Annotated in this window: 21 protein-coding genes; 7 read left to right on the forward strand and 14 right to left on the reverse strand. The window is 70.5% G+C overall.

Features of this window, described 5'->3' with window-relative positions:
* Positions 1-100: 100 nt before the first annotated feature.
* The 3 genes from VZL07_RS14510 to VZL07_RS14520 form a co-directional block, all read right to left on the reverse strand.
* Complete coding sequence (locus tag VZL07_RS14510; RefSeq protein WP_426756119.1) at positions 101-1,336, reverse strand: MFS transporter; 1,236 nt, start codon at positions 1,334-1,336, stop codon at positions 101-103.
* Between the two features lie 212 nt (positions 1,337-1,548).
* On the reverse strand, positions 1,549-3,405 hold the full coding sequence (locus VZL07_RS14515) for a CapA family protein (protein ID WP_426756120.1): 1,857 nt from the start codon (positions 3,403-3,405) through the stop codon (positions 1,549-1,551).
* Positions 3,406-3,589: 184 nt separating this feature from the next.
* Positions 3,590-4,096, reverse strand: coding sequence for a DoxX family protein (locus tag VZL07_RS14520; protein ID WP_426756121.1), 507 nt, complete (start codon positions 4,094-4,096; stop codon positions 3,590-3,592).
* A 215-nt stretch (positions 4,097-4,311) separates the two neighbouring features.
* On the opposite strand from VZL07_RS14520, the gene VZL07_RS14525 reads away from it, so the two are divergent.
* A complete protein-coding gene (locus VZL07_RS14525; protein ID WP_426756122.1) occupies positions 4,312-5,238 on the forward strand; it encodes a hypothetical protein in 927 nt (308 codons plus the stop codon).
* A 25-nt stretch (positions 5,239-5,263) separates the two neighbouring features.
* On the opposite strand, the gene VZL07_RS14530 is transcribed toward VZL07_RS14525, so the two are convergent.
* Positions 5,264-6,043, reverse strand: a complete 780-nt coding sequence (locus VZL07_RS14530) for a tRNA1(Val) (adenine(37)-N6)-methyltransferase (protein WP_426756123.1) — start codon at positions 6,041-6,043, stop codon at positions 5,264-5,266.
* Positions 6,044-6,274: 231 nt separating this feature from the next.
* Here VZL07_RS14530 and yjjJ point away from each other — a divergent pair, with 231 nt between their 5' ends.
* From yjjJ to VZL07_RS14545, 3 genes are all read left to right on the forward strand, one after another.
* Entirely contained in the window at positions 6,275-7,585 is a 1,311-nt protein-coding gene (gene yjjJ, locus VZL07_RS14535) for a type II toxin-antitoxin system HipA family toxin YjjJ (RefSeq protein WP_426756124.1), read from the forward strand.
* Positions 7,586-7,706: 121 nt separating this feature from the next.
* Positions 7,707-8,048, forward strand: a complete 342-nt coding sequence (locus VZL07_RS14540; RefSeq protein WP_426756125.1) for a helix-turn-helix domain-containing protein — start codon at positions 7,707-7,709, stop codon at positions 8,046-8,048.
* Entirely contained in the window at positions 8,035-8,226 is a 192-nt protein-coding gene (locus VZL07_RS14545) for a hypothetical protein (protein WP_426756126.1), read from the forward strand. Before VZL07_RS14540 ends, VZL07_RS14545 begins: the two co-directional genes overlap by 14 nt.
* An 86-nt stretch (positions 8,227-8,312) precedes the next feature.
* Here the strand turns inward: VZL07_RS14545 and VZL07_RS14550 are convergent, their stop codons facing one another.
* From VZL07_RS14550 to VZL07_RS14570, 5 genes are all read right to left on the reverse strand, one after another.
* Positions 8,313-10,202, reverse strand: a complete 1,890-nt coding sequence (locus tag VZL07_RS14550) for an extracellular catalytic domain type 1 short-chain-length polyhydroxyalkanoate depolymerase (protein WP_426756127.1) — start codon at positions 10,200-10,202, stop codon at positions 8,313-8,315.
* Between the two features lie 224 nt (positions 10,203-10,426).
* A complete protein-coding gene (gene gshB / locus VZL07_RS14555) occupies positions 10,427-11,395 on the reverse strand; it encodes a glutathione synthase (RefSeq protein WP_426756128.1) in 969 nt (322 codons plus the stop codon).
* Between the two features lie 75 nt (positions 11,396-11,470).
* Entirely contained in the window at positions 11,471-13,204 is a 1,734-nt protein-coding gene (locus tag VZL07_RS14560) for a serine/threonine protein kinase (protein ID WP_426756129.1), read from the reverse strand.
* A 328-nt stretch (positions 13,205-13,532) separates the two neighbouring features.
* Complete coding sequence (locus VZL07_RS14565) at positions 13,533-13,829, reverse strand: hypothetical protein (RefSeq protein ID WP_426756130.1); 297 nt, start codon at positions 13,827-13,829, stop codon at positions 13,533-13,535.
* 30 nt (positions 13,830-13,859) lie between these two features.
* Positions 13,860-14,153 carry a hypothetical protein gene (locus VZL07_RS14570; protein ID WP_426756131.1) on the reverse strand — a complete coding sequence of 98 codons (294 nt, stop codon included), beginning with the start codon at positions 14,151-14,153 and terminating at the stop codon, positions 13,860-13,862.
* A gap of 254 nt (positions 14,154-14,407) precedes the next feature.
* Here VZL07_RS14570 and VZL07_RS14575 point away from each other — a divergent pair, with 254 nt between their 5' ends.
* Positions 14,408-16,564, forward strand: coding sequence for a tenascin-X (locus tag VZL07_RS14575; RefSeq protein WP_426756132.1), 2,157 nt, complete (start codon positions 14,408-14,410; stop codon positions 16,562-16,564).
* 40 nt (positions 16,565-16,604) lie between these two features.
* Here the strand turns inward: VZL07_RS14575 and VZL07_RS14580 are convergent, their stop codons facing one another.
* The 3 genes from VZL07_RS14580 to VZL07_RS14590 all read right to left on the reverse strand — a co-directional run bounded on the left by VZL07_RS14580 (position 16,605) and on the right by VZL07_RS14590 (position 21,610).
* On the reverse strand, positions 16,605-17,315 hold the full coding sequence (locus tag VZL07_RS14580) for a DUF429 domain-containing protein (RefSeq protein ID WP_426756133.1): 711 nt from the start codon (positions 17,313-17,315) through the stop codon (positions 16,605-16,607).
* Positions 17,316-17,808: 493 nt separating this feature from the next.
* Positions 17,809-18,537, reverse strand: coding sequence for a head GIN domain-containing protein (locus tag VZL07_RS14585; RefSeq protein WP_426756134.1), 729 nt, complete (start codon positions 18,535-18,537; stop codon positions 17,809-17,811).
* Between the two features lie 88 nt (positions 18,538-18,625).
* Positions 18,626-21,610: a protein kinase domain-containing protein gene (locus VZL07_RS14590; protein ID WP_426756135.1), complete on the reverse strand. Its 2,985-nt coding sequence runs from the start codon at positions 21,608-21,610 to the stop codon at positions 18,626-18,628.
* 319 nt (positions 21,611-21,929) lie between these two features.
* Between VZL07_RS14590 and VZL07_RS14595 the strand changes: the two genes are divergently transcribed.
* Together VZL07_RS14595 and VZL07_RS14600 are read left to right on the forward strand one after the other, a co-directional pair.
* On the forward strand, positions 21,930-23,825 hold the full coding sequence (locus VZL07_RS14595; RefSeq protein ID WP_426756136.1) for a ribonuclease R family protein: 1,896 nt from the start codon (positions 21,930-21,932) through the stop codon (positions 23,823-23,825).
* 111 nt (positions 23,826-23,936) lie between these two features.
* A complete protein-coding gene (locus tag VZL07_RS14600) occupies positions 23,937-24,470 on the forward strand; it encodes a hypothetical protein (RefSeq protein ID WP_426756137.1) in 534 nt (177 codons plus the stop codon).
* A 45-nt stretch (positions 24,471-24,515) separates the two neighbouring features.
* Here VZL07_RS14600 and VZL07_RS14605 read toward each other — a convergent pair whose 3' ends face one another.
* A complete protein-coding gene (locus VZL07_RS14605; protein ID WP_426756138.1) occupies positions 24,516-25,244 on the reverse strand; it encodes a hypothetical protein in 729 nt (242 codons plus the stop codon).
* Between the two features lie 124 nt (positions 25,245-25,368).
* Positions 25,369-25,860 (reverse strand): YkgJ family cysteine cluster protein, encoded by a 492-nt coding sequence (locus tag VZL07_RS14610; protein ID WP_426756139.1) that lies wholly within the window; start codon positions 25,858-25,860, stop codon positions 25,369-25,371.
* Positions 25,861-26,153: the final 293 nt, after the last annotated feature.

The raw sequence follows: 26,153 nt of genomic DNA on the forward strand, positions 1-26,153 counted from the left end.
CTTGCGGGTGGAGACACGTCTCTATCGCGCGGAGGCCACGGGTGCAGGTCGTTCTCTCGTGAAAGATGCCGCGTGTCGGACGCCAGACCGGGGAGCGCGCCTACGCCCCGGCCCCGTCGAAGCGCTGCGGGCGCAGCAGCCGCAGCGTCAGCACCAGCGCCAGGAACAGCACGCTGGCACTCACGGTGACGAAGCGCACGCCCAGCCGGTCCGCCAGCGCGCCCAGGCCCCACACGCCGGACGCATACGCTCCGCCCAGCACCATGCTGTACAGGCTGCTCATCCGCGCCTGCAGCTCACGGGGCACGCGCGACTGGCAGTACGCGTGCATCCCGCTCATCAGCATCATGTAGTTGGCGCCGAGCACGAAGATGACGGCGGCCGCCACCTGCAGCGTGGGCGACAACCAGTAGAGCGTGGACACGGCGCCAATGGACGTCGCCACGAGGCCCAGCAGCTTCCGCTGCCCCAGCCGGTCCACCAGTGTGCCCACCAGCAGCGCGGCCGTCACCGCGCCCGCGCCCTGGCAGGTGACCAGCAGCGACGTGGCCGCGGCGCCCTGACCGAAGACGCGGATGGCGAACACCGGCACCAGGCCGATGAAGGGCGCCACCAGCCCCGCGGTGAGCAGCGTGCCCCACAGCATCAGCGAGATTTCTGAATCGCCGCGCGCCACGGAGAAGCCCTGGGCAATCTGCTGCCACAGGCCCTTCCCCGTCTCCGCCGTCCTGCGCGCCAGCGCCTTCACCTGCGCCAGCGCCACCAGCACCGCGACGAAGGACAGCGTGTTGACGAGCAGCGCCCAGGACGTCCCGCCCATGCTCAGCACCAGCGCCGCGAGCGCCGGGCCGATGATGCGCCCCAGGTTGAACTGCGCCGAGTTGAGGCTCATGGCGCTGTGCAAGTCCCGGGGCGGAACGAGCTCCGCGAGCATCGCCGCGAACGCGGGGTTGATGAGCGTGCTCGCGCAGCCGTGGAAGAAGGAGATGACGCCCACCACGGGCACGCTGAGCTGGTGCGTGAAGGCCAGCAGCGTCAACACGCCCGCGAGCACGAGCTGCACCACCGTGCCCACGGCGACATAGGTGCGCCGGTCGAACCGGTCCGCGAGCGCGCCGCCCACGGGGGACAGCACCACGGCGGGCAGGAAGGTGAGGGCGACGATGCCGCCGGTCCACTCGGCGCGGCCCGTCGTCTCGGTGACGTACACGCCCATGGCCACCGTCTCCATCCAGGTGCCGATGGTGGAGACCAGGGCTCCCACCCAGACCGGGAAGTAGCCGGGGTGCTCGAAGGCGCGAAGCGAGGAGAGACGTGGCAGTCGGAGGGTGCGCACGGCAGGACCTTTGTATCCCGGGGCGCCGCGACATGCCTGTAGGGCTCGGCCAATGCTTTGAGCCGCTATGACGAAACCCACGACGCATCCAGCAGCCGCGCTTCACCCCGGTGGAGGTGATGGGGCTCGGACGTCGTGTACCTCACGGACATGACGGGGCTTCCGGGGCTCGCGCGGCGTACCCCGGCTCCCATGTGCGCGGTGAGACGCGCCTACCGCACCCGGTCCAGCGAGGAGACAGGCCCCTTGCCGCGGACCTTCACGGTGCCGTCCTCGGCGATGCGCGCGCCCGTCTCCGGGAAGTCGTCCGCGGTGAGCTCGCGCACCAGCTTGATGACGGCGCCCTTCGGGTCCGGCACGGCGATGCCCCTGTCCACCTGCTTCGTGGGCAGGATGCGGCCCGCGGTGAAGTCGCCGTCGCGGTTCAGCTCGACCTCCAGCACCATGCCCAGGCCCTGCGGACCGCGCAGGTTGAACCGGCCATAGGTGGCGAAGTTGCCCAGCGAGTAGGCGATGAGCCGGCCCTTGTAGAACTCCATGCCGCGCACCACGTGCGGGCCATGGCCGATGACCAGGTGCGCGCCGGCGTCCACCACCGCGCGCGAGAAGGCTCGCAGGTCTCCCCGGTCCTCCCCGTAGAACTTCTCGCGCCCCTTCGGCACGTGCAGGGCCTTGCTGCCCTCCGCGCCGCCGTGGAAGGACACGATGACGATGTCGTGCTCGGCCGCGGCGATGCGCACCAGCCCCGTCGCGGTCTCCAGGTTGTTGAGGTGGTTGCACGACGGCGACGTGTGGAACGCCACCATGCCGATGCGCAGCCCGTTGCGCTCCACCGTGGCCACCGTGCCCGGCGCGCCGCTCCACGCGATGCCCAGCGTGTCGAGCGTGGCCTCCGTCGCGCGGCGGCACTCCTCGCCGAAGTCACCCGAGTGGTTGTTGGCCGTGGACGCCAGGTCCACCCCGGCCTCCTTCAGGTACTGGCCGTACTCGGTGGGCGAGCGGAACGCGTAGCAGTTGCGCGACGAGCGGCACTTCTTCGTCTCGCCCGTGTCGCACAGCGGCCCTTCCAGGTTGATGAAGGTGAGGTCCGCGTCCTCCAGCAGCGGGCGCACGCCGGCAATCACGCTGCCGGCGCCGTCGGGGGGCAGGTGGCCCTCCGGCACGGTGGTGCCCAGCATGACGTCACCCACCGCGCGGATGCGCACCTTCGCGTCGGCCGGCGGGGGAGGGCGGTTGATGACCTGCGGCCCCTGGGACAGCTTCGCCTGGAGCATGGCCTGCCCACGGGCCTGGGCCAGCGCTCCCTCGAGGTCCGGGTGGTCCGGCTGGAGCTTCTGCACCTCCGTCCACTGCGTGAAGGCCTCCGCCCACTGGGCTTCCATCGAGTGTGCCCAGCCCAGCTCCCACCGGCAGTCCACGCGCGAGGGCGCGGCCTCCACGCAGGCGGACAGGTGGGTGATGGCGGTGCGCGCGTCCTTCGCCTGGAGGGCCTCGACGCCTTGGGCGTAGCTGGTGTCCGGGTCGGCCAGCGGGGCGCGCGGAGTGGCCTCCTTGCTCATGGCCAGGGCCGCGGCGCGCAGGGCGGCGGCACCGGCCTCCGCGGCGGCGCGCCCCAGGTCCATCACCGCGCCCGGGTCCCCCGCGCGTGGATAGGCGTTGAGGTCCGTGATGACGGTCTCCGGGGCGGGGGGCTTGCCCTGTGTCTGCGAGCCTTCCTGTGCAGGTGTCTCGGCGGTGCTGCCCCGCGAGGAATCCTGCGGCCCCGTTGCGGTCGTGGCGGTCGCGTCCGGCGCGGTGCCCTGGGTGGGGGCGGAAGCGGAGGCCATCACCACCGCCGGACGGGTTCCACGAACCACTGCGCTCACCGACCCGGCGCCCGCGCCTTGGAGCAGCGCGGCATGACCTGCCTCGCGGACAGCTGCGCTCACGGCGCTGGTGCCCGCAGTGGAAATGAGCCCCGCGCTGGAAACGCGCGGAATCGAGAGGTGCGGGGCAGAAGCAGGCTCACGCGCCGAGGCGGCACCCGGCGTGGTGGCGAGCGCCATCAGGAGGAAGACGGACGAGGGCATGTCCCATCATTCTAGAGGCCCTCCCGGGATTCTGTGACAGGGGAGATGTCCTCGCTCTGGCAGCAGGCGAACAGGCGACACACACCTCCTCGGTCAGGGTGATGGGATGTGTGTCGCACCAACGAGCTGGGGCTGAGGCCACGCCCAGCACGTCGCGGCTCGCACCGACGAACGGGACCGGGGTTCAGCCCAGCACGTCGAGCAGCACCGAGCGGCGGCGCTGGCGCGGCAGCAGGCGCAGCCGCCTCAGCTCCTTGCGCTTCACCTTGCGCTCGATGGCGCTGTGCACGGAGATCGGCCCCGGCCCCCGCAGCAGCAGGCCGAGCGCGATGGCGCCCAGGGCCAGGTTGAACTCGAAGCCGCCCTTCGTGTTGTCGAAGCCCTTGGCGCCATGGACCTTGGCCACGGCGATGGCCTGCATGACGAGGACGGCCAGGGCAGCGGGACGCGTGGCGATGCCGAGGATGGAGCTCACTCCGGCGAGCAGCTCCGCCACACCCGTGGCGATGACCCAGGGCTTGCCGGGCTTGATGCCCACTTGCTCGAAGAAGCCCGCGTGCTGCTCGATGCCCTCGCCGCGGAGCTTGGCCACGCCATGCACCACCATCGTCGACCCGAGCGACAGCCGCGGAGGCAGCAGGGCCGCCGCCTTGAGGATGCTCGGTTGCTCGGTCAAGGTCGCCACGTTCATTGCTTCCACTCCTTGCTGGGGGCCTGGGCCCATTGCCGGAAACCTGGGTAGGTTGGGCCCGGCCCGGGCAGGTGGCACGCCGCGGCGATTCCGCTGCCCTTGCCTGGTGGGCATACTGCCGGCCTCGGGGTCCTGCTTCAGCGGTGTGGCAGCACCGCATGCACCCGCGGCGGGCCCGGCGTGAATACCCCCTGGTACGAGGCTGTCACTCCGTCATGTTCCTCCGCTGGCCATTGATGTCCCTGTCGTTGCTGCTGTCCGCCCCGGCGTTCGCGGAAGACGGTGTCGCCGTCCGGGTGCGGTGCACCGAGAAGTGCTCGGTGGTGCTGGATGGAAAGCATGGGTACCGGGTGAATGACTCCACCTGGGAGTTCAAGGGCATCACGCCGGGCTCACGTCGAATCGACGCCACGGGCGTGTTGAACCGGCCACTCGCGGGCAGCTTCGTGGTCATCCCGGACGTGGCGACGGCGGACGTCTTCCTGGTCAGCAACAAGCGCATCATCATCGAGCCCGGCAGCACCACCATGCCCGGCACGCCGGCGTGGGCCGAGCCGAATCCCCCACAGCCGGTCTCCACGTCGAATGCGCCCAGTGTGGCCATCGTGAAGTGCCAGGATGAATGCACGGTGCTGCTCGACCACAAGCGTGGCATCCGGAGGGACTCGCGGACCTGGGAGTTCCGGGACGTGGCCCCGGGCCAGCGGCGCGTGGAGGCCACGGGCGGCCTCTTCGACCGGCGGCAGTTCGTGGGGTACGTGGAAGTGCCGGGGGGCTCGGAGGTCACCCTTCACGGGGACTCCAAGGGCCGCGTGACGCTCACGGAGCAGAAGGACCTCACCCCGGCGAAGAAGGCCGAGCCCCCGAAAGAGGCCGCGCAGTCGTCCCTCCTCCATGTGCGCTGCCCCAAGGCGTGCACCGTGACGCTGGATGGACAGCGCCGGGGGTCGAGCAACACCGAGAGCCTGAGCATCCGCGACGTGTCACCGGGCTCGCATGACCTGCAGGTGGACTTCACGGTGGGCGGGAAGGTGCGGCGCGCGACGCTGGACGTGCTCGCGAGTCACGAGGTGTTCGTCACCGCGACGGAGGACCACGGGGTCCAGGTGACGAACTCGAAGCCCCTCACGGGCCCGCTGTAACCCGGCCCCTGTCGACACAGGGGCCTCAGCCTCTCTCCGCGAGCGGCGGCTCCATCAACGCCGCCACCTCCGTGGAGTATCCACCGGGGCCTTCGCCATGGACGATGAGGGGCGGGCGCACGGCGAGGCCCCGGTCCCTGTCCCGCAGCGCGTGCACCAGGAAGCGGGTGGCGGGTGCATCCACGCGCGCGTGCACGAAGCGCAGCACCGTGGGGTGGAGCTTCGCCTGGATGAGGAGGCCCAGGACCTCGGCCGCCCGGGCAGCCGGGTACACCAGGCTCACGCCGCCTCCGGGCATCAGCGCGTACCGCGCCGCGGCCACCACCGATGGGGCATCACACGCCACCTCCGACTTGGACACGGCGCGCTCGTCATCCGGGCTGCGGACGCCGGCGTCAGCCAGGCGGAACGGCGGGTTGGAGACGACGTGGGTGTACTGGCCCCCAGGCACGAGCTCGCGGATCCGCCGCAGGTCGCCGAGCAGGGGCTGCACCCGACCCTCACACGTATTGAGCGCCACGGCGCGCGTCAGCCGGGCATGCACCGCGGGCTGGAGCTCCAGCGCATCCACGGGGCCCAGGCTGAACTGCTTCACCAGGAGGAAGGACACCACGCCGCTGCCCGCGCCCAGCTCCAGCATCCGGCCCGGCACAGGGGCCCCCTCCGTGGCCGCGAAGTGGGCCAGCAGCACCGCATCCAGCGTGAAGCGGTAGCCCGTCCGCCGCTGGAGCACCCGCACTCCCGCCGTGCCAATGGAGTCGAGCGTCTCGTCCGGACCGGGACCGGCAGGGGAGGGGTCAGGCATGGGCGTGAGGACTTCCTACCGAACGTGAGCCCGAGCCCCAAGGACCGGCCTCCCGCCACGGTGAGCCATTCCCGCCGGTGGGCCCTCAACCGGGTCGGCCGATTCCATCATCCAGAACACCGAATCGCGTCGCCCACATGCCGAGGCGGGGCAAATCTCATTTGAATTCAGCCATTTATCGGCGTTAAACCGATTCCCGATCTCTTCACGAAGCCTTTCAGGGATCTGTTCATGGCGACCCTGGAGCAACTGCTGACGGTCCTCGGACGTCAGGCCGAGATACGAGGGAGCGAGCTGGCCGCGCAGCTTCGGGTGTCACGCCCGACGGTGTCGCGGCTTCTTGCCTCAGCGGGCACGAACATCTGCCGGATGGGGCAGGGGCCTGCCACGCGCTATGCACGGGCCCGGACCATCGCGTCCCTGGGGACGCAGATTCCCCTCTATCGGGTCGACGAAGCAGGCCGTCCCCACGAAGCAGGGCTCCTCCAGCCTCTGTGGAACGGCGGCTGTTGGATTGCGCGGGAGGATGGCTCGGGCGAGCGATTCGTCGGGCTTCCTCCCTTCGCCGCCGACATGGGCCCGCAGGGGTACCTCGGCCGAGGCTTCGCGACTCGCCACCCGGAGTTGGGGCTCCCGCCTCGCATCACCGACTGGACGGAAGACCACCAGCTCATCGCACTCGCGCTCCGAGGCGACGACTGCGTCGGAAACCACATCATTGGTGCTGCCTCCCTGGACCGGTTCCTCGCAGCCCCCCTTCGGCCGGCCACCGAGGCCCAGTACCCGGAGCTCGCGCGTTCATCCATGTCGAGCGAAGCAGGCTCCTCGGCGGGAGGTGAGCAGCCCAAGTTCACGGCGTACGCCGGAGGGCGGCATGTCCTGGTGAAGTTCGCGGCCAGTGACGACGGTGTCGCGGCCCAGCGCTGGAGAGAATTGCTCGTGTGCGAGGGCCTGGCACTCGAAGCGGTGCGCGCAGCCGGGATTCCCGCCGCAACCACGCGCTCCCTCAACGTCGAGGGCTACCAGTTCCTCGAGGTCGAGCGCTTCGACCGGGTTGGCGAAAGAGGCCGCAAGGCGCTGCTCTCCCTCAAGGCCATCGACAACGAGTACCTCGGTCATGAGGGCAAGGGGAGCACCTGGACCAGCGCGGCGCGGTACCTCCTTCAGAGCCAGTACATCGGTGCAGAGGATGCTCGGAGGATTCGCTGGCTCGATACCTTCGGGCAGCTCACCGGCAACACCGATCGGCATTTCGGCAACCTGTCCTTCTTCGAGGAGGGACCGAAGCAGTTCCGGCTCGCGCCGGCCTACGACATGCTCCCGATGATGTTCGCTCCTGTGGGCACGAGCATCATCGAGCGCACCTTCGAGCCTCGGCCCCCGACCGCGGAGACACTCGACGTCTGGTCCGATGCCGCCCAGCATGCGATGGCGTACTGGACCCGGCTGGAGCAGACGCAGGGGCTCAGCCACGCGTTCCGGGAGCAGTGTTCCCGGTGCAGAGACGCACTGGCTGAGTTGGTGAGGCGGGCACCGGTCTGAGCCGGCGCCCACCTCCGGTTGAGCGCCTCTTCAGGGCCTTGGCGGCCAATAGATTGAAGCAGGGTGCCCATTCACTCAATCTATTGACTTCAATCCCCCATAATTACCAATAGATTGAAGCATGCCCCGACAAAATCTGACGAGCGACACGACGCCTCTCGCGGTGGTCCGCGCGGTCACTCGCCTGGGCCAGAACATCGCGCGGGCGCGGATCCGGCGTGGCCTGCGGCAGGTGGACCTCGCGAAGAAGACGGGGCTCGCTCCCGGGACGCTCAAGCGCATCGAGGAGGGGAGTCTCACGACGGGACTCAGCGCCTACTTCACCGTCCTGTGGGCCCTGGGCCTCGAACACGAGTTCGAGAACCTCGCCGCTCCGGACCGCGACGAGGAAGGCAAGACGCTCGAGCTGGCACGGCAGCCGCAACGGGTGCGCCTCAAGAAAGGCCTCGATGCGGACTTCTGAAGACCAAAGTTGCTACGTGTACATCCAGCTCCCGGGTTCCATGGAGGTGGGCAGCGCGCAGCATCGGCGCGCCACCCGGCAGAACCTCCTGAGTGAATGCGGCCGCTTCCGGTTATCGAAAGAAGCCGCCACTCACCTCATCGACACGATGAAGCGCATCGTGTCCACCCGCTGGTGAGGCGCCGTCGAGGAGTGCGGCGGTACGGAAGCCGACCTGAAGGCCATCGAACGGGCTTTCGACTGCGAGGGCTTCGAGTACATGCACTACGGCGTGTAGACGACCGTCAGCACTGCGTTCGCCCCATCGCGCACGAAGAGGTACTGCGTCGCCGTCTGCGCCTGGGTGAAGCGCAGCCGCAGCTGCGTCTTCCCCGTCTTGTTGATGGCGGAGAGCCCCGCGCCGCTGAAGTCCCCCGAGCTCTTCGCCCCCATGCTGAACCGGTCGATGGCCGCGACACTGCTCGCCGTGGCGGAGGCCGCCCAGTCCGCGGCCTCCGTGTTCGCCGCGTTGAACGTCCCCGCCTGCACGTCGATGACCAGCGTGTTGCCCGCGGGCGTCGACCACGGGTCACCCGAGCCAGACGAGTAGCTCACCGTCAGGAACGCCCGCGTGACGGTCGCGCCGTCCGGGAGGCTCGACGTGTCGAAGGAGAGGAACGAGCGGTTGTACTTCCCATCCGTTCCCCGGCCGAGCGCCAGGTTCGTCATGAACCCCAGCGCCGCCCCGCTGCCGTCCGCGTTCGCCTTCAGGTAACCGTCATCCGCGGCAATGCTGGTGAACTGCACCGTCACCGGCACCGGCGAGCCGCTGTTGCTCACCGTCACCACCGTGTCGTTGTCCGTCGCCTGGTTGCCGGCGGCGTCGAACGCACGGGCCCCCAGCGTGTGCTGCCCGTTGGAGACCACGGTGCTGTTCCACGCAAAGGCATACGGCGCCTGCGTGTCCGTGGACACGACCTCGCCATTCACCAGGAACTCCACCCGGGTGACGCCCACCGCGTCCGCCGCGTCCGCGGTGACATTCACCGTGCCGCTCACCGTCGCCCCACCCGCCGGCGCCGTCACGTTGACGGTGGGCGGCGTGGTGTCTCGCGTCGGGTCGCCGCCTCCTCCCAGGAGCCCGAAGAACTGCGCCTGGTGGTAGACGGAGCAGAGGTTCACGTCGTTCAGGTACGCGCCCACCGAGCCACAGGCCGCGGTGCCCGTGCCGCCCGGGAACTGGAACTGCGCGTCCATGGCCACCCCGTGGCCCATGCCGGTGAGCTCCCATGTCTCCACCAGCGCGTTGCCCGCCCCGTCCCGGTACACCTTGTGCGGGAAGCCGGACACCGTCTCCACCGTGTCCGGCGTCTGGTCGATGCCGTGGACGTTCGTCCACTGCTCCATCGCCTCGGTGAGGTTCATCACGTTCACCGTGTAGTCACTGGTGCCGTGCCAGATGGTGACGCGCGGTCGCGGCCCCGCGTAGCCCGGGTACGCGCTGCGCACCACGTCCCCCCACGCTGCGGGCGTGCGGTTGACGCCCGGGCTCATGCAGTTGAAGCCCTCCATCATCGAGGAAGCGCACCGGTACGGGCCGCCGGAGTGGATGGCCCCGGCGGAGAAGACATCCGGATACGCGGCCAGCAGGGCCGGCACCATGTACCCACCGGCCGAGAAGCCCGCCACGTACACCCGCGCCGGGTCGATGGAGTACGTGGCCTTCATCGTGTCCACCATCTGCTTGATGGACAGCGCCTCGCCCCGGTCGCGGGCGATGTCACCGGGCTCGAACCAGTTGAAGCAACTGGTCATGTTGTTGCCGCCCTGCTGCTGCGGGTAGACGACGTAGAACTTGTAGACGTCCGCCGCCGCCGACCAGCCGGTGCCCTCCATGCCCGCGGCCCGCTGGGTACAGCCGTGCATCACCACCACCAGCGGCGCGTTGGCCGGCATGCCGGACGGCACGTGGCGGAACATCTGCAGGTTGCCGGGGTTGCTGCCGAAGCTCGTCACCTGCGTGAGCAGGGGATTGTGCTGCTCGGCCAACGGCGCATCGGCAGCCGCTGGCGCTTCCTCGGCCGGGCCACAGCCCGCGATGACCACGGACATTCCCGCGGCGAAGGACACTCCGGCGAGCCGAGACCACGAACGGCGCAGACGCTGCTTGAGCATGAAGTGACTCTCCCCGGCCGCCACGAGTGGGGGAGGGCGGCCGCGGAGCAAGACCTGACTCCTCCGACAGCCACTGATTCAAGGCGCGTCGCGTCGCATCACGATGAAACATGAACCAGGATTCACGTCACGCGGTGCGTCGTTCCAGAATGAAACATGAGCCATGCTTCATCCCCGCCGCCCAGCCCAGGGCCACGGGGCACGTCCCCGTGGCCACTGGCACCTCACCCCGCCGCGCGCTCGGCGACGAGCCGCTCGGCCACGTCCAGCACCGTGGCCTCCACGCACACGTTGTCCAGGTGGTTCGCCTCCACCAGGCCCGTGGGGCTCGTCACGTTGACCTCGGTGAGGTACCCGCCGAGCACGTCGATGCCCACCAGCCGCAGCCCGCGCCGGCGCAGCTCCGGCTTCAGGCGCTCGCAAATCTCCAGATCCCGCGGGGTGAGGACGGCCTTCCGAGGCACGCCGCCAGCGGCCATGTTGCCCCGGTGGTCATCGTCGGACGGGACGCGGAGCACCCCGCCCACCGGCTCGCCGTCCACCAGGAGGATGCGCTTGTCGCCCTGCCGGCTCTCCGGGATGTACGCCTGCGCCATCACGGCCTCCCGGCCGCCCCGGGTGAGCAGGTCCACCGCGGAGCGCGCGTTCCGGTCCGTCGACGACAGGAAGAGGATGCCCTTGCCCGCGAAGCCGTCCACCGGCTTGAGGATGGTGCCCGCCGGGTTGCTGGCGATGAAGTCCAGCAGCACCGGCAGCTCGCCGGTGACGCGCGTGTCCGGCATCAGGTCCGGGTAGCGCAGCGCGAAGAGCTTCTCGTTCGCGTCGCGGATGCCCGCCGGCTCGTTGATGAAGACGGGCGGCGGCCGCGTGCCGCACAGCTCCACCAGCTGCGTGGCGTGGAGGAACTCCGCGTCCACCGGCGGGTCCTTGCGCATGAAGAGCACGTCCAGCGAGGAGATGGGGTGGGGGGCCTCGTCATGGATGTCGAAGTGCCGTCCCAGCTCACGGCGCACGGTGACGTGGCGCATGCGCGCCTCCGCGCACGTCCCGTTGAAGCGCAGCCAGCCCTGCTCGAAGTAGCGCACCTGGTGGCCGCGCTTCTGTGCCTCGAGCATCAGCGCGAACGTGGAGTCGTGGTCCACCCGCACCGTCTCGAGCGGGTCCATCAGGAAGCCAATGGTCAGAGGAGCCATGCAGTCCAGAGTGAAGGGGGGGCGCGAGGATAACGAAGTGCCCTCCGGCGCGCCCTTCAATCACGGCGCGGCTGTTCAACGCTCGGGGATTTCCGCCAGCTTCAAGCGGAACTGGGCCGTCTCCCCCGCCTGGATGGGGACCGACAGCATGCGCTTCTTCCCGTCGGGGCCGATGAGGGTCAGCTCGTGCTCGCCCACGGGCAGCGCCACGTTGAACATGGGCGTGCGGCCCAGCTTCTTCTTGCCCCGGAAGACGTCGGCCTCCGGGAGCACCAGCAGCGTCAGCTTGCCCCGGCCCCTGGCCGGGCGAGCGCTCGCCGCCTCGGGCTTGGGCCGGACCTCCTCGACCGGCGGCGGGGCGGGGACCTCCGCCCGGGCCTGCGCCTCGCCCGCGTCCGCCGGCGGCCCCGAGCCCGGGCCCAGGTAGACGGGCAGGTTCGAGTCCTGGGAGGGCAGGGTGCGCAGGGTGCTCGCGTCCTCCTCCTCCACGGTCGCGTTGAGCACCTGCGCCAGGTGCCACGCGGCGTAGACGCCCCCGCCGAGGATGCCCGCCAGCACCAGGCCCCACAGCACGTTGGAGGACCCGCTCTCGGTGGAGGCCGGAGGCTTGCTCGCGGCGCCCGGCTTGCGAGGCGCCGCCGCGGGCACCTTGCGCGAGGGCTTGCGCGGCATCCCCGCCACCCACTTCTGGGGTGTGGCCTCGTCTCTCCGCTCGGGGAGGTACGGCCCGTCATCGCTGCGGAGCGCGCGCTTCGCGGACTCCAGCATGACGCCGCTGGTGGTGCCGTCCGCCGACTCCAGCATGACGCGCGTGGCGGACATGCGCTCCGCGAAGTAGTCCTGCATCAGCGCGGCGCGGTCGTGCGCGTCCATCATCATCTTTCCCGCCGCGGCCTCGATCGCCCGGGCCATGTCCCGGCCGGTGGCGAAGCGCTTCTCGCGGCTGCGCTCCAGCGCCTGCATCACCACCTTGGACACCTCTTCGGGCACGTGCGGCGCCACGTGCGAGGGCCAGGGGACGGGCGCCTCGAGAATCTTCATCATCTCGTCGCGCTCGTTCTTGCCCGCGAACAGGCGCGCGCCGGTGATGAGCTCGTGCATCATCACGCCCACGGAGAACAAGTCACTGCGGCCGTCGAGCGTGTCGCCCCGCACCTGCTCCGGGGACATGTACCCGGTGGTGCCCTTCACCGTGCCGACGTTGGTGCGCTCCAGGCTGTCCTTCGCCTTGGCGATGCCGAAGTCGAGCAGCTTCACCACGCCGTCGTACGTCACCATGATGTTCTTCTGGGCGACGTCGCGGTGGATGACGGGGCTGGGCGCGCCGGAGGGCGACGTATAGGTGTGCGCGTAGTGCAGCGCCATGCAGACGTCGCGCGCCACCGACAGCGTGAAGCCCAGCGGGAGCTGCTCCTTGCGGCGCAGGCACGCGCCGGTGATCTGGTTCAGGTTCTGCCCGGCGATGAACTCCATGGCCAGGTAGAGCCCGTCGTCCTCCTGCCCCAGGTCGAACACCTGCGCGATGTTCGGGTGGTTGAAGGCCGCGGTGATGCGCGCCTCGTCCAGGAACATGCGCTCGAACTGGGCGTTGTCCCGCGCGTCCGGCAGCACCCGCTTGATGACCACGAACTTGCGGAAGCCGCCCGGCCCGGACGTGAAGCCCAGGAACAGCTCCGCCATGCCGCCCACGGAGAGCTGCGTGACGACCTCGTACTTCCCGATGCGCTCGCCCCGATAGAAGTCGATGGGGAAACCCTCCGCCGGCACCCCACTGTCGGGGCACATCTCCGCCCAGACGATAACAGGCATGTGCGGGGCGGACGTCTCGTGAGAATCAGGTGGCACCCCGGGTCGTCCCCGCATCCACCGCCCCGCTGTGGATGGCCTGTGGACAGCGGGGGAGCGGCTGTGGAGAACCCCCCGTGTGGATCAACACCTGTGGGCTCCCGGGGATAACCGTCACTTTACCCACATGTAGCACATCCGAAATTCGTGAGGATTCTCGCGAGCTTGCTGACTTGTCCCCAAGTCCGAGCTGCCTACTTCCTCTACCAATAGATCAATACCTCTATGAACCTTTAGAAGAAGCCGTTGGTGCTGGGGACGAAGCGCCTGTGGAAACAGGCAGGCCGGTGTCTCAAGGCAGCGCGGCGCGCAGGCGATCGAGCAACGCAGGCAGCCGGGTCATCAGCTCCCGGTCCATGTCCTCCAGCGCGCCCCGGAGGATGGCCAGGTCCTCCGGAGCCCGGTCCGTGTTCACCATGCGCTGCAGGATGCGCAGGCGCTGGTTGCGCAGCACCAGGCTGGCCAGGACGTCCTCCAGCTCCTCGGAGAGCGCGTCATCCAGGTGGAGGTCGTGGCCAATCAGCTCCCGCAGCTGTTCCACGAGGTACGTCAGGCCCCAGGATTCCGCGTATCCGGCACGGCGCGACATCTCACCCTTGTCCGAGGCGTTCCGCCGGGCTCATTCCAGCGGCTGGGGGCGAATCAGGCCCACGAGGGTGAGGCGCGAGCGGGAGGCATCCAGCTCCACGCTCACCTGGCAGCTGGCCACGTCCAGCCGCAGCATGTAGGGGCCTTCCAGGGGCAGCTGGCCCTGCTCCTGCCGGGCCAGGGCCGCCAGCCGGAACAGCTCGGCGAGCAGCTCCTGGCGGTTCTCTGTCGGCAGTCCTTCCACGGCCGCCTGCAGGCCGCGTGGGATGAGCACGGTGAAGGCCTGCGATGACGACGGGGCGCATGAAGACGCGGCAGAGGTCATGCCGTACCCCGGGTGCCAGAACCGTACCTTTCTGGCACCCAACCATTTCGGGTGGTTGCAGGCTGTAGCACCCAAACGGCCTGTAAAAAACACTGCCTCGGCCAGCGCCAACCCTGAAGTGTTGGGAGTTGAGAGCGCTGGACGGGGGGCCCGGTCAGGGCGCCTCCGCGCGGGCTATAGGCGTCGGCGTGGGGGGACACGCCATGGCGCATGCGACCAGGGCAGTGGGGGTAGGGCGGTGGTGGAGTGGCATCTTGTGGGCCCTGCTGCTGGGGTGGGGACTGGCCTGCCGGGAGCCCCCGGCCCTGTCCGGCGCGGTGGGGCGCCTGCGGTTGTCGGCGCAGCGCGTGGACTTCCCCGTCGCCTATCCGGGCTCCCAGCGAGAGGCCGAGGTGCGGGTGGTGAATGGCGGCCGCGCCCCGCTGGACGTCACGTGGACGGACGTGCCGGCGCCCTTCTCGGTCGGCGGGGCGCTGCCGGCCCACGTGGGGGCGGGAGACGTGCCCGTGCGCCTGCGCTTCGCGCCCCAGGTGGAGGGCCACTACGAGGTCACCATCACCGGGACGGCGTCGGACGGCGGCCGGGTGGAGCTGGTGCTGGCAGGGGTGGCGCGGCCGGTGCCGGAGTGCTTCACGCCCGCGACGTGCGCGCAGGCCGCGTTCGACCCGGTGGCTGAGCGGTGCGTGGAGTCGGCGCTGCCGGACGGCACCGCGTGTGATCCGGGCAACGCCTGCCTCGTGGGCGCCACCTGCCAGGCGGGACGCTGCCGCGGCGTGGCGCGTGCCTGTGACGACGGCAATGCCTGCACCACGGACGTGTGCCACGCGCTGGACGGGTGTCAGTCGGTGCCCGCCCCGCCCTGCCCGTCGGCCGGGCCGTGTCAGGTGGGCACGTGCGACCCGCGCACGGGGTGCGCGACGGCGCCCGCGCCGGACGGCACCCTCTGCGGCGCGGAGCGGGGACGCTGTGAGGACGCGGACGTGTGCCTGGACGGTGCGTGCGTGCAGCGCGACCTGCCGGAGGGCTTCGTGTGCGAGGCCAGCAGTCCCTGCCAGGCGGAGGGGCGCTGCCGGAGCGGCGTGTGCCAGCGGCCTGCGGCGCGTCCCCTGGCGCCGGACTGGGAGTACGACGCCCAGGCGGAGGGGCAGCAGCTGCAGGACATGCTGGTGGGGCCCGAGGGGAACCTCACGCTGTCGGGCTTCTACGGCACGCCGCTCCTGGACGCGGCCGGCGAGGCGCCGGTGCGGGCGTCCCACCCGGCGCGGCGCTGCATGCTGTGGAATGACCGGCTGTTGTGCATGGACATGCCGGCGGACGGGACGGTGTCGCTGCTGGAGCGCGCCACAGGCTCACCGCGGTGGACCTTCACCCTGGGCGAGGCGCGGCCGGACTTCCGGGAGGGGACGCAGAACCTGTTCCTGGCGAGGCTGGCGGTGATGGCGCCGGATCGGCTGGCGGCCCTCTTCGAGGCCTACCCCGTGGACCAGCCGCGCGACACGTTGTGCCGCAGGTACTTCCTGGTGGTGCTGGATGCCTTCGGGCACCTGGTGTCCGCGCGCGAGCTGACGGACCCGCTGCTCGCCGAGTGCAACCACCCGCACCCCTACGGCCTCGCCTCGGACGCGGTGGGCAACCTCTACATCGCCTTCGCCCGGACCCTGAACGTGGGCGCGCCGCTGGCGTCCGGGACGCCGACGTTGCTGATGGCCTTCTCCTCGGACGGGGTGCCGCGCTGGCGGAGGACGGAGCCCATGCGCGCCGGGGAGCTCGCGGTGGTGGACGGGCTGCTGCTGCCCGAGTGGAGCTCCCAGGCGCTGAGCACGCGGGACGGGACTCCGACGGGCACGTCCCTTCCGCAGGACCTCGGCCGCGCGGTGGCCACCCGCGACGTGGTGGTGCCCAGCGCCCCCGGCACCACGGTGAACGCGAGCGCGGGCCAGCCGGGCTCCACGCCCGCCGCGACGCAGTTGAAGGGCTTCCGGCTGCCGGACCTGTCGCCGGCCTGGACGTATGCGCTGAAGGCCGGGCAGCGCCTGACGACGAAGGAGCTCCGGCTGGCCACGTGGCTGGTGGGCGCGGGCCTGCCGCCGGAGACACTGGTGTTGACCCACGCCGAGGGGGCCGACAACCAGCGGCTGCTGGTGGGCGTGCGCACGCGGGACGGGAGCGAGGCCTTCCAGTGCCCGCTCGACTACGCGCCGCGCACGTTGCCGCAGTTGATGGAGCTGGCGCGGGGGAACCTGTTCCTCATGGAGGGGGCGCTCAGCTGCGGCGAGTGCGACCCTCCGTTCGCGAACAGCCAGCCCCGCTTCCTGCGCTTCGCCCTGCCGGGGCTGCTGCCCGCGCGCGAGCCCTGGCCCGGCACCTTCGGTGGACCGGGACATGGGCACCACGAGCAGTCGGTCCACTGAGCCGGGCGGCATCGCGCACTGTGGAGAACTTGTGGGCGTTTCAGCTCGGAGGCCGGGACCGCAGGTCGAGGATGCGGCCCTCGCGCAGCCAGCCCTGCGCATCCATCGTGAGTGGCGCGCCCATGGCGATGACGTGCTCCGGTGCCTTGCGCGTGAGCCACCCGAGCCAGGCGCACAGCGCCGCGTCCAGCTGGTCATGCGTGGGCAGCATGCCCGAGGGAAACCGGAGGCCTCGAGCCTCCAGCACCGCCCGCCTTCGCTCGCGCCCCTCGCGTGACGCCTTTGCCCCCAACTTCTCCACAGCCAGCGCGCGCCACGTCGCGCCCGGGAAGGCCTCGAAGAGGCGTGCCTCCTCCAGCGCCGGCGTGTCCGCGTCCAGCATGGGGTGTCCACCGCGGGCACGCAGCGCCGCGAACAGCAGCACGCTGCCTCGCACGAAGCCGGTGAAGGGACGTCCGGGCTCGGGCAGCACGTCGGGTGTCCGCCCCGGCGCGCGCAGCAGGCGCTCCGCCTCGCGCACGGAGGCGCCTGGACGGGCCAGGGCCTGGGGGCCGTCGATGACGAGCACGTCTTTCGCGCTCAAAGGAAAGGCTTCCAGGAGCACGGCGGGGTCCAGGCCACGCGTCCGCGACACGGCGGGCCATCGGTGCTCGGCGAAGCGCACCTGCCCGGGGGCATCCACGTCGGCCACGTCCACCGGCCTGGGAGCGCGTGCGAAGGGGTCCGTCAAATCCCAGCCCAGGAAGTGCATGGTGCTCTCGGAGACACCTGTATCGACGTAGCGGTTTTCCGCATATCGCGGTGCTTCCCGCCGCACCCTGAAAGGAATTCAGCCTTCGCACCGCCTGCTCACACTTGACGTGAACGAGCAACTGCTACGGGTCCTCACCACATCCGGCCTGCCACGGTGCTTGCGAGAGTCAGGACCCGGCGGGTGGACACGCCCGGCGCAGCCGATATTCTTCGGCCACCGTAGCGTTGGAGTTCGTGGACGGTATTCCACGGTGCCCACGCGCAGGCCGCCCGGGAGGCAACCCCCTTGCTCCCGGCGCTCGCGTGGAAGAAGTGCGGTTGCCCGGACGACCTTGGAGGTCCGGCGTGCGGCGGCTTCGTGGCATCGTGGGGGGCCCGCTCGGGCCCCGGGTTGAAGTTCCCGGGGCCCGAGAGACCTCGTTCCACTGTCGCGATGATTGCCACGTTCCCAACGCTGGCTCCGCCAACCCGCGTGCGGTCAGGCCCTCGCGTCAGTTCTTGTAGACGACGCGGGAGCCACCGCTGGTGCTCACGTTGCTCTGGCTTGGCTGGGACACCAGTTGGATGATGCTGCCACCGGAGGCCTCGCCGCTGACGCGCTCGGAGGCGTCCACTTCCACGCGCGAGCCGCCGCTGGCCTCCGCGTCCAGCGTCTTCACCCCTCGCACGTCCAGGGCGTGCACGATGGAGCCGCCGCTGGCCTCGGCGTCGAAGTCCGTCGCCCGGCCCGACAGCGTCACCTGAGAGCCACCGCTGGCCTCGGCCTCGACCTGCCGCGCATCCACGCCCCGCACGTTGATGATGGAGCCGCCGCTGGCTCCGACGTCGAACTCGTCCGTGCGGGTGGCATCCGCCTCCACGCGGCTGCCGCCGCTGGCGTGGATGCCTTCGACCCGAGGGCTGGAGACATAGAGGCGGACGCTGCTGCCGCGGAACCGGTTGAGGGAGCTCTTGTTGTCCACGCGGGTGCGGAGCGTCCCGTCATCCACCTCCAGGGTGATGCGGGACAGCAGCTCCTCCGGCCCCTCCAGGCGCACGGACTTCGGGCCCACCTTCACCTCGGCCTTGATGCCGTGGCTCACCGATACCTCGTCGAAGTCAGCCACCTCGCGGACATCCCCTCGTTGGCGAGCGGACGCGTTGGCCTGGGGCTCCTCGGCGTGGGCACAGGCGGCGAACAGGAGGAACGAGGCGACAATCGACACGCGGGCGGGGGACATGGGCACGCTCCAATGGAAAGGGGGGCCATGACAGACCCCGACGTGTCCAGGGTACGCAGGGCCCCGCCATCCATTGCCTGCCCGGGGTTCAGGGGTCCGAAAGCAGGCTCAGGGGGCCGCGGACGGAGGTTGTCTCACCGGGCTTGATGTCCACGGGCACCTGATGCGCCTTGTCGGTGGCGTCCACCAGCTTCAGGGTGTGTTGACCCGCGGGCAGCTTCACCTTGAAGAGCGGTGTCTTGCCCAGGTCCTGGGCGCCGAGGAACACGTGGGTCTTCGGCTCGGTGACCAGGGTGAGGAAGCCGGGCTCACCCGTGGGTGCGCCCTCCGAGCTGGCGGGCGCGGCCGAGGCAGCGTCCCTGGGCGTGCGGGACTTGCGAGGCGGAGCGGCGGCCACCTTGTCGCGCTGGGCTCCGCCTCGGACGCGCTTGAAGGTCCTGGGCTCCCTGGCCACGACCGCGCCCTCGGATGCGGATTCCGGATCGCCGCTTTCGCTCGGAAGTAGCGCCTGGTCCGTCAGGGTGTCCGGGCTCACGTCTCCCGCGGGCACCAGGTCCGAGGACTCCGTGCCGAGGGGCGCCGTCAGGCCCGGTGGGGCCTTGGTCTCCCCCGTGTCCGAGGCGGCGTGGGTGTTCTCCCTGGGCGTTCCCCCTGGCGCGGCGCTTGTCGCTTGAGCCAGGGCCGCCGATGCCGCTCCAGGAGCCTGGGGCTTCCGAGGGGATGCCACGGGCGCACCCTGGCCCAGCAGCGGCTTCAACCGGGAGGACACGACGCCCCCGTCCAGCTCCAGCATCACGACCGCGGCGCCCAGTGCCAGCACGCCCGCCATCCCCGCGACGGCCATCCACGCCCGGCTGCGGCGTGGGGGCGCGTACCCGGACGCATGACCCCGGCCGAGCATCGTGGACTCGTCGTCCTCGTCCTCGACCATGTCGTGCACGCGGACGGGCTGGGTGGCGGCTTCAGCCAGTGAAGCACCCTGCCGACGGCGCGTCGGCGAGGCGGGACGGCGAAGGGGAGGCGTCACGGAGACGGTGTCGCCGCCGCGCTCGGGGGGGAGCACCGGCATGCGAATCATCGCCGTCTGCAGGTCGCGCTCGACGGGCTGGGAGGCGGGGACGGCGGCACCCTGGGTGCGCGGTGAGCGGGACCGGGGAGCATCTTCCGCAGCACGTGGAGAGGAAGGCTCGGGCGCCACGGTACGCAGGCCGTCCTGGGTTCGCGGTGAACGGGACCTGCCGTCGCCACGCAGCGTCTCTTCCCCTGTCGCGGAGAGCTCGGGCGCCACGGTGCGCAGGCCGTCCTGGGACCGCGGTGAACGGGACCTGCCGTCGCCACGCAGCGTCTCTTCCCCTGCCGCGGAGGGCTCGGGCGTGGCGGCACGCAACCCATCCTGGGTGCGGGTCGGTCGGATCCGGCCCTCGGCACGAGGCGCCTCGTCCACCCCGGAAGAGGGCTCGGGAGACCGCGACGCGCGAGGCCGGGGAGCGTCTTCCGTCGAGGCCGCGGACTCCGGTGCACGAGCGGCGCGGGCCCGGGGGTCGGCACGGGGCTCCTCGGAAGGCGGCGGAGGCGGCTCCGGGGGACGCAGCGCGCGGACCTGCGTCTGTTCCAGCGAGGCGGCGGGGACCTCTGCTGGAGGGAGCCGCGCACCCTGACGCGAAGAGACCTCAACGGCGGCTGGCGGCGGGGCTCCCGTCTCTCGAAGGGACGCGGGCAGTTGCGCGCGGACCGTGTGCTCCGGGGGGATGGCCGGCAACCCTGGCGCCGTGCGGGCGTTCTGGGCCGAGGGCTCGGGAGGTGGCGGAGCCAGGGCCTCGGACGGCGGCGGAGGAGGGCTGGACGTCAGCCGCTTGCCGGAAGGAGCCCGGAGCACGGCGGTGCGGCCGGGGGCTGCCGGCGGGGCCGCGCTGGGCACGCTCGTGGTGGCACGTCGTGGCGAGGGAGGCGGTGGCGGCGTGAGGGCCTTCGCCGGCGCGTGGGGCTTCGGAGGCGTCACGGCGACGCCTCCGGTGGGCAGCTCGGAGGGCTCGAGCCCACCCATGGCCATCACCTTGGCCAGCTTCACCACGCCGGTGGTGTCACCCGCGTCCGTCTGCCCGCTCATCAGGAGCTGCCGCGTCTGCTCGCGCCGGTCGGAGAAGAGGCGCAGCATCAGCTCGCTGCTCTGCTCCGGGTGCCAGATGAGCGGCCCCACGGCGCGCTCGATGGCGCGAGCGAACTCCAGCGTGGACGCGTACCGGTCCTCGCGGCGCTTGGACAGCGCGCGCATGACGATGGCGTCCAGCTCCGGCGGCACGTGCTTGTTGGTGCGCGAGGGGGGCGTCACCTCGCAGCGCAGCACGGCGTTCATCATCGCCTCGGCCTGCTTGGCGTAGAAGAGCCGCATGCCGGTGAGGCACTCGTGCAGCACAACGCCGAGGCTGAACAGGTCGCTGCGCGCGTCCAGCGGCTCGCCCATGATCTGCTCGGGCGACATGTAGCCGCTGGTGCCCTTCACCATGCCCACCGCAGTGCGGCTGGCCCGGGCCAGGCTCTTGGCGATGCCGAAGTCGAGCAGCTTGGTGACGCCCTCGTACGTCACCATGATGTTCTTCTCCGCCACATCCCGGTGGATGACGGGAGAGGGGCGGCCCAGCGGATCCGTGAAGGTGTGCGCGTAGTGGAGCGCCACGGCGGTGTCGCGCACCGCCATCAGGCTGTAACCCATGGGGATGGGCGTGTGGGCCTGTCGGCACGCGCGCGCCACCTCCACCAGCGTGGCGCCCGGGACGAACTCCATGGAGAGGAAGAGCTCCCCGTCCGCGATGTCCAGGTCGTACACCTGGGCGATGTGCGGGTGGTTGAACGCGGCCGTCACCTTGGCCTCGTCCAGGAACATCCGCACGAACTCCTCTTCACCGCGGATGTCGGGGAGGATTTGCTTCAGCACCACCAGCTTGTGGAAACCCGCCAGGCCCCGCTGGGATGCGAGGAAAATCTCCGCCATCCCGCCCGTCGACAGGCGGCAGAGCACCTCGTACTTGCCCAGCGACCGCGCTTCCGGCGCGAGCGGCAGCGTGTTCCCACTCATCGAATGGCGTCGAATGTACACCGTGAGCCGGATGGACGCGAAAGCCCCGCCCTTCATGGGTTTGTTACCGGACCCGGTGACTTCCCGGGTTGGGCGGAATTGAAGCCGGATTCAGGTGGGGAATCGTATGCGGGGTCCGGGCGGACGGGGTGTCAGGGGCGCCAAGGTGGCGACGTCCACGGCGCCAGCTCGCCAAGCCTGGCGACGCCCTGGTGAGACGCAGGCCCCCCTGGTGGCCGCGCTCCCGGGGCCTGACACTTTCCCATGCGCGCCTGCCTCACCCTCACGGAGAGTGGGCTAAGACGCGCCTCAAGGTCCCATGGATACTTCCGTTTCACCCCGCACCGTCACCGGCCGTCTCGACGTCCACCCTCGTGGCTTCGGCTTCCTCACCGTGCAGACGCCCGGCTCGTCCGAGGTGCTGTCCGCCTTCGTTCCGCCGCCCGAGCTCAACCCCTACTTCGCTGGAGACGTCGTCACCGCCACGGTGACGGCGGGCGCGGATGGCCGCTGGTCGGCCAGCCAGCTGTCCCTGGTGGAGCGCTCGCGCACCCAGGTCTACGGCGAGGTGGTGCTGCGCAAGGGCGCGCCCCAGCTCCGGGTGGACCGCGAGGTGGCGAACGCGGACTGGGCGCTCGATGCGGCGGGCACGCCGGTGCAGGCCGGGGACGCGGTGGTGGCGCGCATCGACGACGGCAAGGTGGTGCTGCTCTACCGCGTGGAGGCAGGGGAGGACCGCTCGCTGGAGCGCGTCATCGCCCGGCACGGGTTGCGCAAGAACTTCTCCGCGGAGGCCGTCGAGGAGGCTCGCGGGGCGCGCGCGGTGCCGCATGCGCTGGGGGCGCGGCGCGACCTGCGGGATGTGCCCACGGTGACGGTGGATGCGCCGTCCACGCGGGACATCGATGACGCCATCTCCGTGCTGCCGGCGGGGCCGGACGGGGCGCTGCGGCTGATGGTGTCCATCGCGGACGTGGGCGAGTACGTGAAGCAGGGCACGGCGCTGGACACGGAGGCGCGCGAGCGGGCCACCAGCGTGTACCTGGCGGGGCGCGTGCTGCCGATGCTGCCGGAGGAGCTGTCCTCGCATTGGCTCAGCCTGGTGCAGGGCGAGGAGCGGCTGTGCCTGACGGTGGAGCTGCGCATCGACCCGCAGGGGCGGGTGACGGCGGCGGACGTGTACGAGAGCATCATCCGCTCGTGGGCGCGGCTGAACTACGACGAGGTCGCCGCCTTCCTGGACCGGGGCGAGGTGTCGGAGCCCATGGCGCCGGTGCGGGAGGTGATGCCGTGGTTCCGGCTGGCGGCGGCGCGGCTGGCGGTGGCGCGGGCCGCGCGCGGCGGCATGGAGTTCGCGCGGGACGAGGCGCGCTTCACCTTCGACGAGGCGACGGGCGAGCTGTCCGGGCTGGTGAGCGAGAAGCCGACGTCCGCGCACGCGATGATTGAGCGCTTCATGGTGGCGGCGAACGAGTCCATCGCCGGGTGGCTGCTGGCGCGCGGGCTGCCGGGCGTGTACCGCGTGCACGAGCAGCCGGACCCGCTGCGGGTGGCGGACCTGAATGCCTTCGCGGAGACGTCTGGCTTCGCGGCGGGCTTCGGGCGGGAGCTGACGCCCCTGGCGCTGGCGGCGTTCGACCGGCAGATTGCGGGCGCGGTGGCGGAGCCGGCGCTGCGCTCGGTGCTGCGGCGTTCGCTGGGGCCTTCGCGCTACACGGTGAAGCCGGGGCCGCACTTCGGATTGGCGGCGCCGCTGTACCTGCACTTCACGTCACCGATTCGCCGCTACGCGGACCTGGCGGTGCACCGGACGCTGAAGGCGTACCTGCACGGGCGGCGGGACTTCGTGGACGAGGACCCGTCGGTGGAGGCGCTGGCGGTCCACATCAACGCCAAGGCGCGCGCGGCGAGCCGGGCGGAGAATGACAGGCACCGTGAGCTGGAGGCGCGGTGGATGGCGGGGCACGTGGGCAAGCAGTTCCCCGCGCGCGTGACGCGGGTGCGGCCCTTCGGCCTGGTGGTGCAGCTGGACGGCATGCTGGTGGAGGGCGTGGTGCCCACGGAGGCGCTGTCAGGAGGCCCCTACCGCCCCGATGCGCGTGAGCTGTCCCTGGTGGGCAAGGAGCGGAGCTTCACCGTGGGCATGCCGGTGAGGGTGAAGGTGACGTCCACGGACGAGCAGCTCGGTCGCATCGAGCTGGCGCTGGTGGGATAGGGCGCCTCCACACTCCCTCAACACCTCCACGCGATGGTGTCGCTCAGGGCCGACGCGGTCGCCCATGAGGGCGCCGTGAGCGCATGGGGAACTGGCCCAAGGGGAGAGTGCATGAGATTCGTTTGGATGGTCGCCGCCGCCGCGTGCTTCACCGCCAGCCCGGCCTTCGCCTCGGACTGCGAGGACCTGCCCGCCAAGGGGCAGGCGAGCCTCCAGAAGAAGTACATGAAGATCAAGGCCGAGGCCGAGCACGCGGCCACCGACTGCGTCGCCGTCCGGAACAACGACGCGCTGGGGACGGGCCACGGCATCACGCTCAACTGCCGCATCCACTTCCGGCCCCGGAACGGGAGCTGCTACGTGGACTACACGCCCTACGGTGACACCAACAAGAGCCTGTCCCGGCATCCGGGCTGTGACGCGGGCAAGTGGGCCTGGGCCCAGAGCGTGAACATGTCCACCGGCGAGTCCAACTCGAACCCGAGGGGAAAGACGTACACGGGCAAGGTCCGCTTCAACATGATGAAGGCGGAGTACGAACTGAAGTACACGGCCGTGGTCGGTGAGAAGAAGAGCGACAAGCCCCTGGAAGACACCTACGCGGCGACCCTGAAGAAGATCTGCATCCGCAAGTCGAGCAATTGATGCCTGGGGGCGGCGCGGTGCCCGGCGCGCCGTCCCGAAAACCGCTCAACCCGCGAGCGGCAGGCCCTCTGTCTTCGTCGTCAGGTCCTTCGCCGTGGCCCACCCGAGCAGCCCCGTGGAGGACTTCACGAGGTAGAGGTAGCCCTCTCCCTTGCGGCCCGACGGCGAGGCGGCGAGGACCTGAATCGTCGAGCCCTGGGCCAACGTGGCGATGGTGCTCTTGTCCGTGCGGCTGCGGGCCAGCGGGAACGACTGTTTCACCGTGGCCTCGACGCCGACGGCGTACAGGTCCTGCGGCACCTCGGACACCTTGCCCGTCTTCGCATCCACGACGTACTTGTCGCGGCGGTTCCAGAAGCCCTGCCACGAGTCCGACAGGATGATGCCGTTGCCCTTGGCCTCGGTGAGCGCGGGCACGGTGCCCAGCAGCTTCAGCGACTTGCCGTCGAAGCCATAGATGTTCGAGCGCTGGTCGTAGTCCGTCTGCCCGGTGCGCACGACGAGCTCCTTGCGCTTGTCCCGGCTGTCGAGGTCCACGATGAACACGCCCTCGGGCGGGTTGTCGTCACCGGGGCCCTGGATGGTGGCGCCGCCGGCCTTGAGGGTGAACTCGTTCTTCCCCTCATCGAATGAGAGGGAGATGGCCTCGGGCGTGCCGTCGCCGTTCAGGTCCACGGAGCCGGACTTGATGGGCCCTTCGATGTCCGCGAGCACGGGCGGCGCCGTCAGCAGGGAGCACGTCATCACGGCCAGCACAGGCGCCTTCATCTTCATCGGAGTCCTCGAGGTGAAGCGGCACCGCGATGGGCACGGACCGCGGGGTCTCACGCGCATCGTAGTTCCAATGGCAGAGACGACGGCTGGGTTTCACCGCGCCGCGGCGCTCACGGGCTCAGCCTCACCGCCCGAAGCGTCCGCGGAAGTGCGTGTCCAGATACGCCTCCGCACGCTCGTACGTGGCCTGTGCCTCCGGCGACACGGGCCCACCGTGCTCGCGCAGATGCGCGCGGCGGGCCCGCTGCAGCACGGAGCGCGGCGCGTCCTCCGGCGCATCAGGCGCCAGCGTTCGCGCCACCGCGTCCACCCGTGCATGGGCCTCGTCCACCACCGCGAGCGCCTCCTCCAGGGAGACCTCCTTCTCCGCCAGCGCGGAGAAGAGCTGGCAGTGATAGCGGCGGCAGCTCGCGGGGCGGTCCGCGTAGACGGTGCAGGCGCGCCCATCCAGGGCGGCGCAGCGCTGTGTCAGCGCCGGGCTCCCATCCGCGCGCGAGCCGATGGCCAGCCCACGCTGCTGAAGCGCGGCGGCCTCTTCCGGCTGGAGCGACACATGGGTGAAGAGCGTCCCGTCACAGCACATGCCGCAACGAAGGCAGAGGGTGTTGAGCGGCATGGTCTCCTTCCCCTAACCCGGCGGCCCCAGCCGTTCCATCGCGGTAAACCAGCATCCGAGCGCCCGTCCTCCTGCTCGCCTGGCGCCATGCGACACGGACCCACCCCGGCACGCTCGGGCTTTCCAGGCCCGCACCGGGTGCGGGCGGACCCGATGGGAGTCAGGCGTACATGACGTCGGATTCACGTCGGGAAAGGCGTCTCGGCGTCACCGCTTCGAGTGAGATAACGGCCTGGGTGTGACACTTGAAATGTCAGACCTGCTGGCCTGTCCTGGAGAACAGGTTACCCGTG

This window comes from Pseudomyxococcus flavus (assembly GCF_050038885.1).
Lineage (GTDB): Bacteria > Myxococcota > Myxococcia > Myxococcales > Myxococcaceae > Myxococcus > Myxococcus flavus.

Excerpts from the sequence above, each read along its gene's own strand:
- VZL07_RS14515 (WP_426756120.1), bottom strand. The coding sequence starts at position 3,405 with ATGCCCTCGTCCGTCTTCCTCCTGATGGCGCTCGCCACCACGCCGGGT.
- VZL07_RS14520 (WP_426756121.1), bottom strand. The coding sequence starts at position 4,096 with ATGAACGTGGCGACCTTGACCGAGCAACCGAGCATCCTCAAGGCGGCG.
- VZL07_RS14525 (WP_426756122.1), top strand. The coding sequence starts at position 4,312 with ATGTTCCTCCGCTGGCCATTGATGTCCCTGTCGTTGCTGCTGTCCGCC.
- VZL07_RS14530 (WP_426756123.1), bottom strand. The coding sequence starts at position 6,043 with ATGCCTGACCCCTCCCCTGCCGGTCCCGGTCCGGACGAGACGCTCGAC.
- yjjJ (WP_426756124.1), top strand. The coding sequence starts at position 6,275 with ATGGCGACCCTGGAGCAACTGCTGACGGTCCTCGGACGTCAGGCCGAG.
- VZL07_RS14540 (WP_426756125.1), top strand. The coding sequence starts at position 7,707 with ATGCCCCGACAAAATCTGACGAGCGACACGACGCCTCTCGCGGTGGTC.
- VZL07_RS14545 (WP_426756126.1), top strand. The coding sequence starts at position 8,035 with ATGCGGACTTCTGAAGACCAAAGTTGCTACGTGTACATCCAGCTCCCG.
- VZL07_RS14550 (WP_426756127.1), bottom strand. The coding sequence starts at position 10,202 with ATGCTCAAGCAGCGTCTGCGCCGTTCGTGGTCTCGGCTCGCCGGAGTG.
- gshB (WP_426756128.1), bottom strand. The coding sequence starts at position 11,395 with ATGGCTCCTCTGACCATTGGCTTCCTGATGGACCCGCTCGAGACGGTG.
- VZL07_RS14560 (WP_426756129.1), bottom strand. The coding sequence starts at position 13,204 with ATGCCTGTTATCGTCTGGGCGGAGATGTGCCCCGACAGTGGGGTGCCG.
- VZL07_RS14565 (WP_426756130.1), bottom strand. The coding sequence starts at position 13,829 with ATGTCGCGCCGTGCCGGATACGCGGAATCCTGGGGCCTGACGTACCTC.
- VZL07_RS14570 (WP_426756131.1), bottom strand. The coding sequence starts at position 14,153 with ATGACCTCTGCCGCGTCTTCATGCGCCCCGTCGTCATCGCAGGCCTTC.
- VZL07_RS14580 (WP_426756133.1), bottom strand. The coding sequence starts at position 17,315 with ATGCACTTCCTGGGCTGGGATTTGACGGACCCCTTCGCACGCGCTCCC.
- VZL07_RS14585 (WP_426756134.1), bottom strand. The coding sequence starts at position 18,537 with ATGTCCCCCGCCCGCGTGTCGATTGTCGCCTCGTTCCTCCTGTTCGCC.
- VZL07_RS14590 (WP_426756135.1), bottom strand. The coding sequence starts at position 21,610 with ATGAGTGGGAACACGCTGCCGCTCGCGCCGGAAGCGCGGTCGCTGGGC.
- VZL07_RS14595 (WP_426756136.1), top strand. The coding sequence starts at position 21,930 with ATGGATACTTCCGTTTCACCCCGCACCGTCACCGGCCGTCTCGACGTC.
- VZL07_RS14600 (WP_426756137.1), top strand. The coding sequence starts at position 23,937 with ATGAGATTCGTTTGGATGGTCGCCGCCGCCGCGTGCTTCACCGCCAGC.
- VZL07_RS14605 (WP_426756138.1), bottom strand. The coding sequence starts at position 25,244 with ATGAAGATGAAGGCGCCTGTGCTGGCCGTGATGACGTGCTCCCTGCTG.
- VZL07_RS14610 (WP_426756139.1), bottom strand. The coding sequence starts at position 25,860 with ATGCCGCTCAACACCCTCTGCCTTCGTTGCGGCATGTGCTGTGACGGG.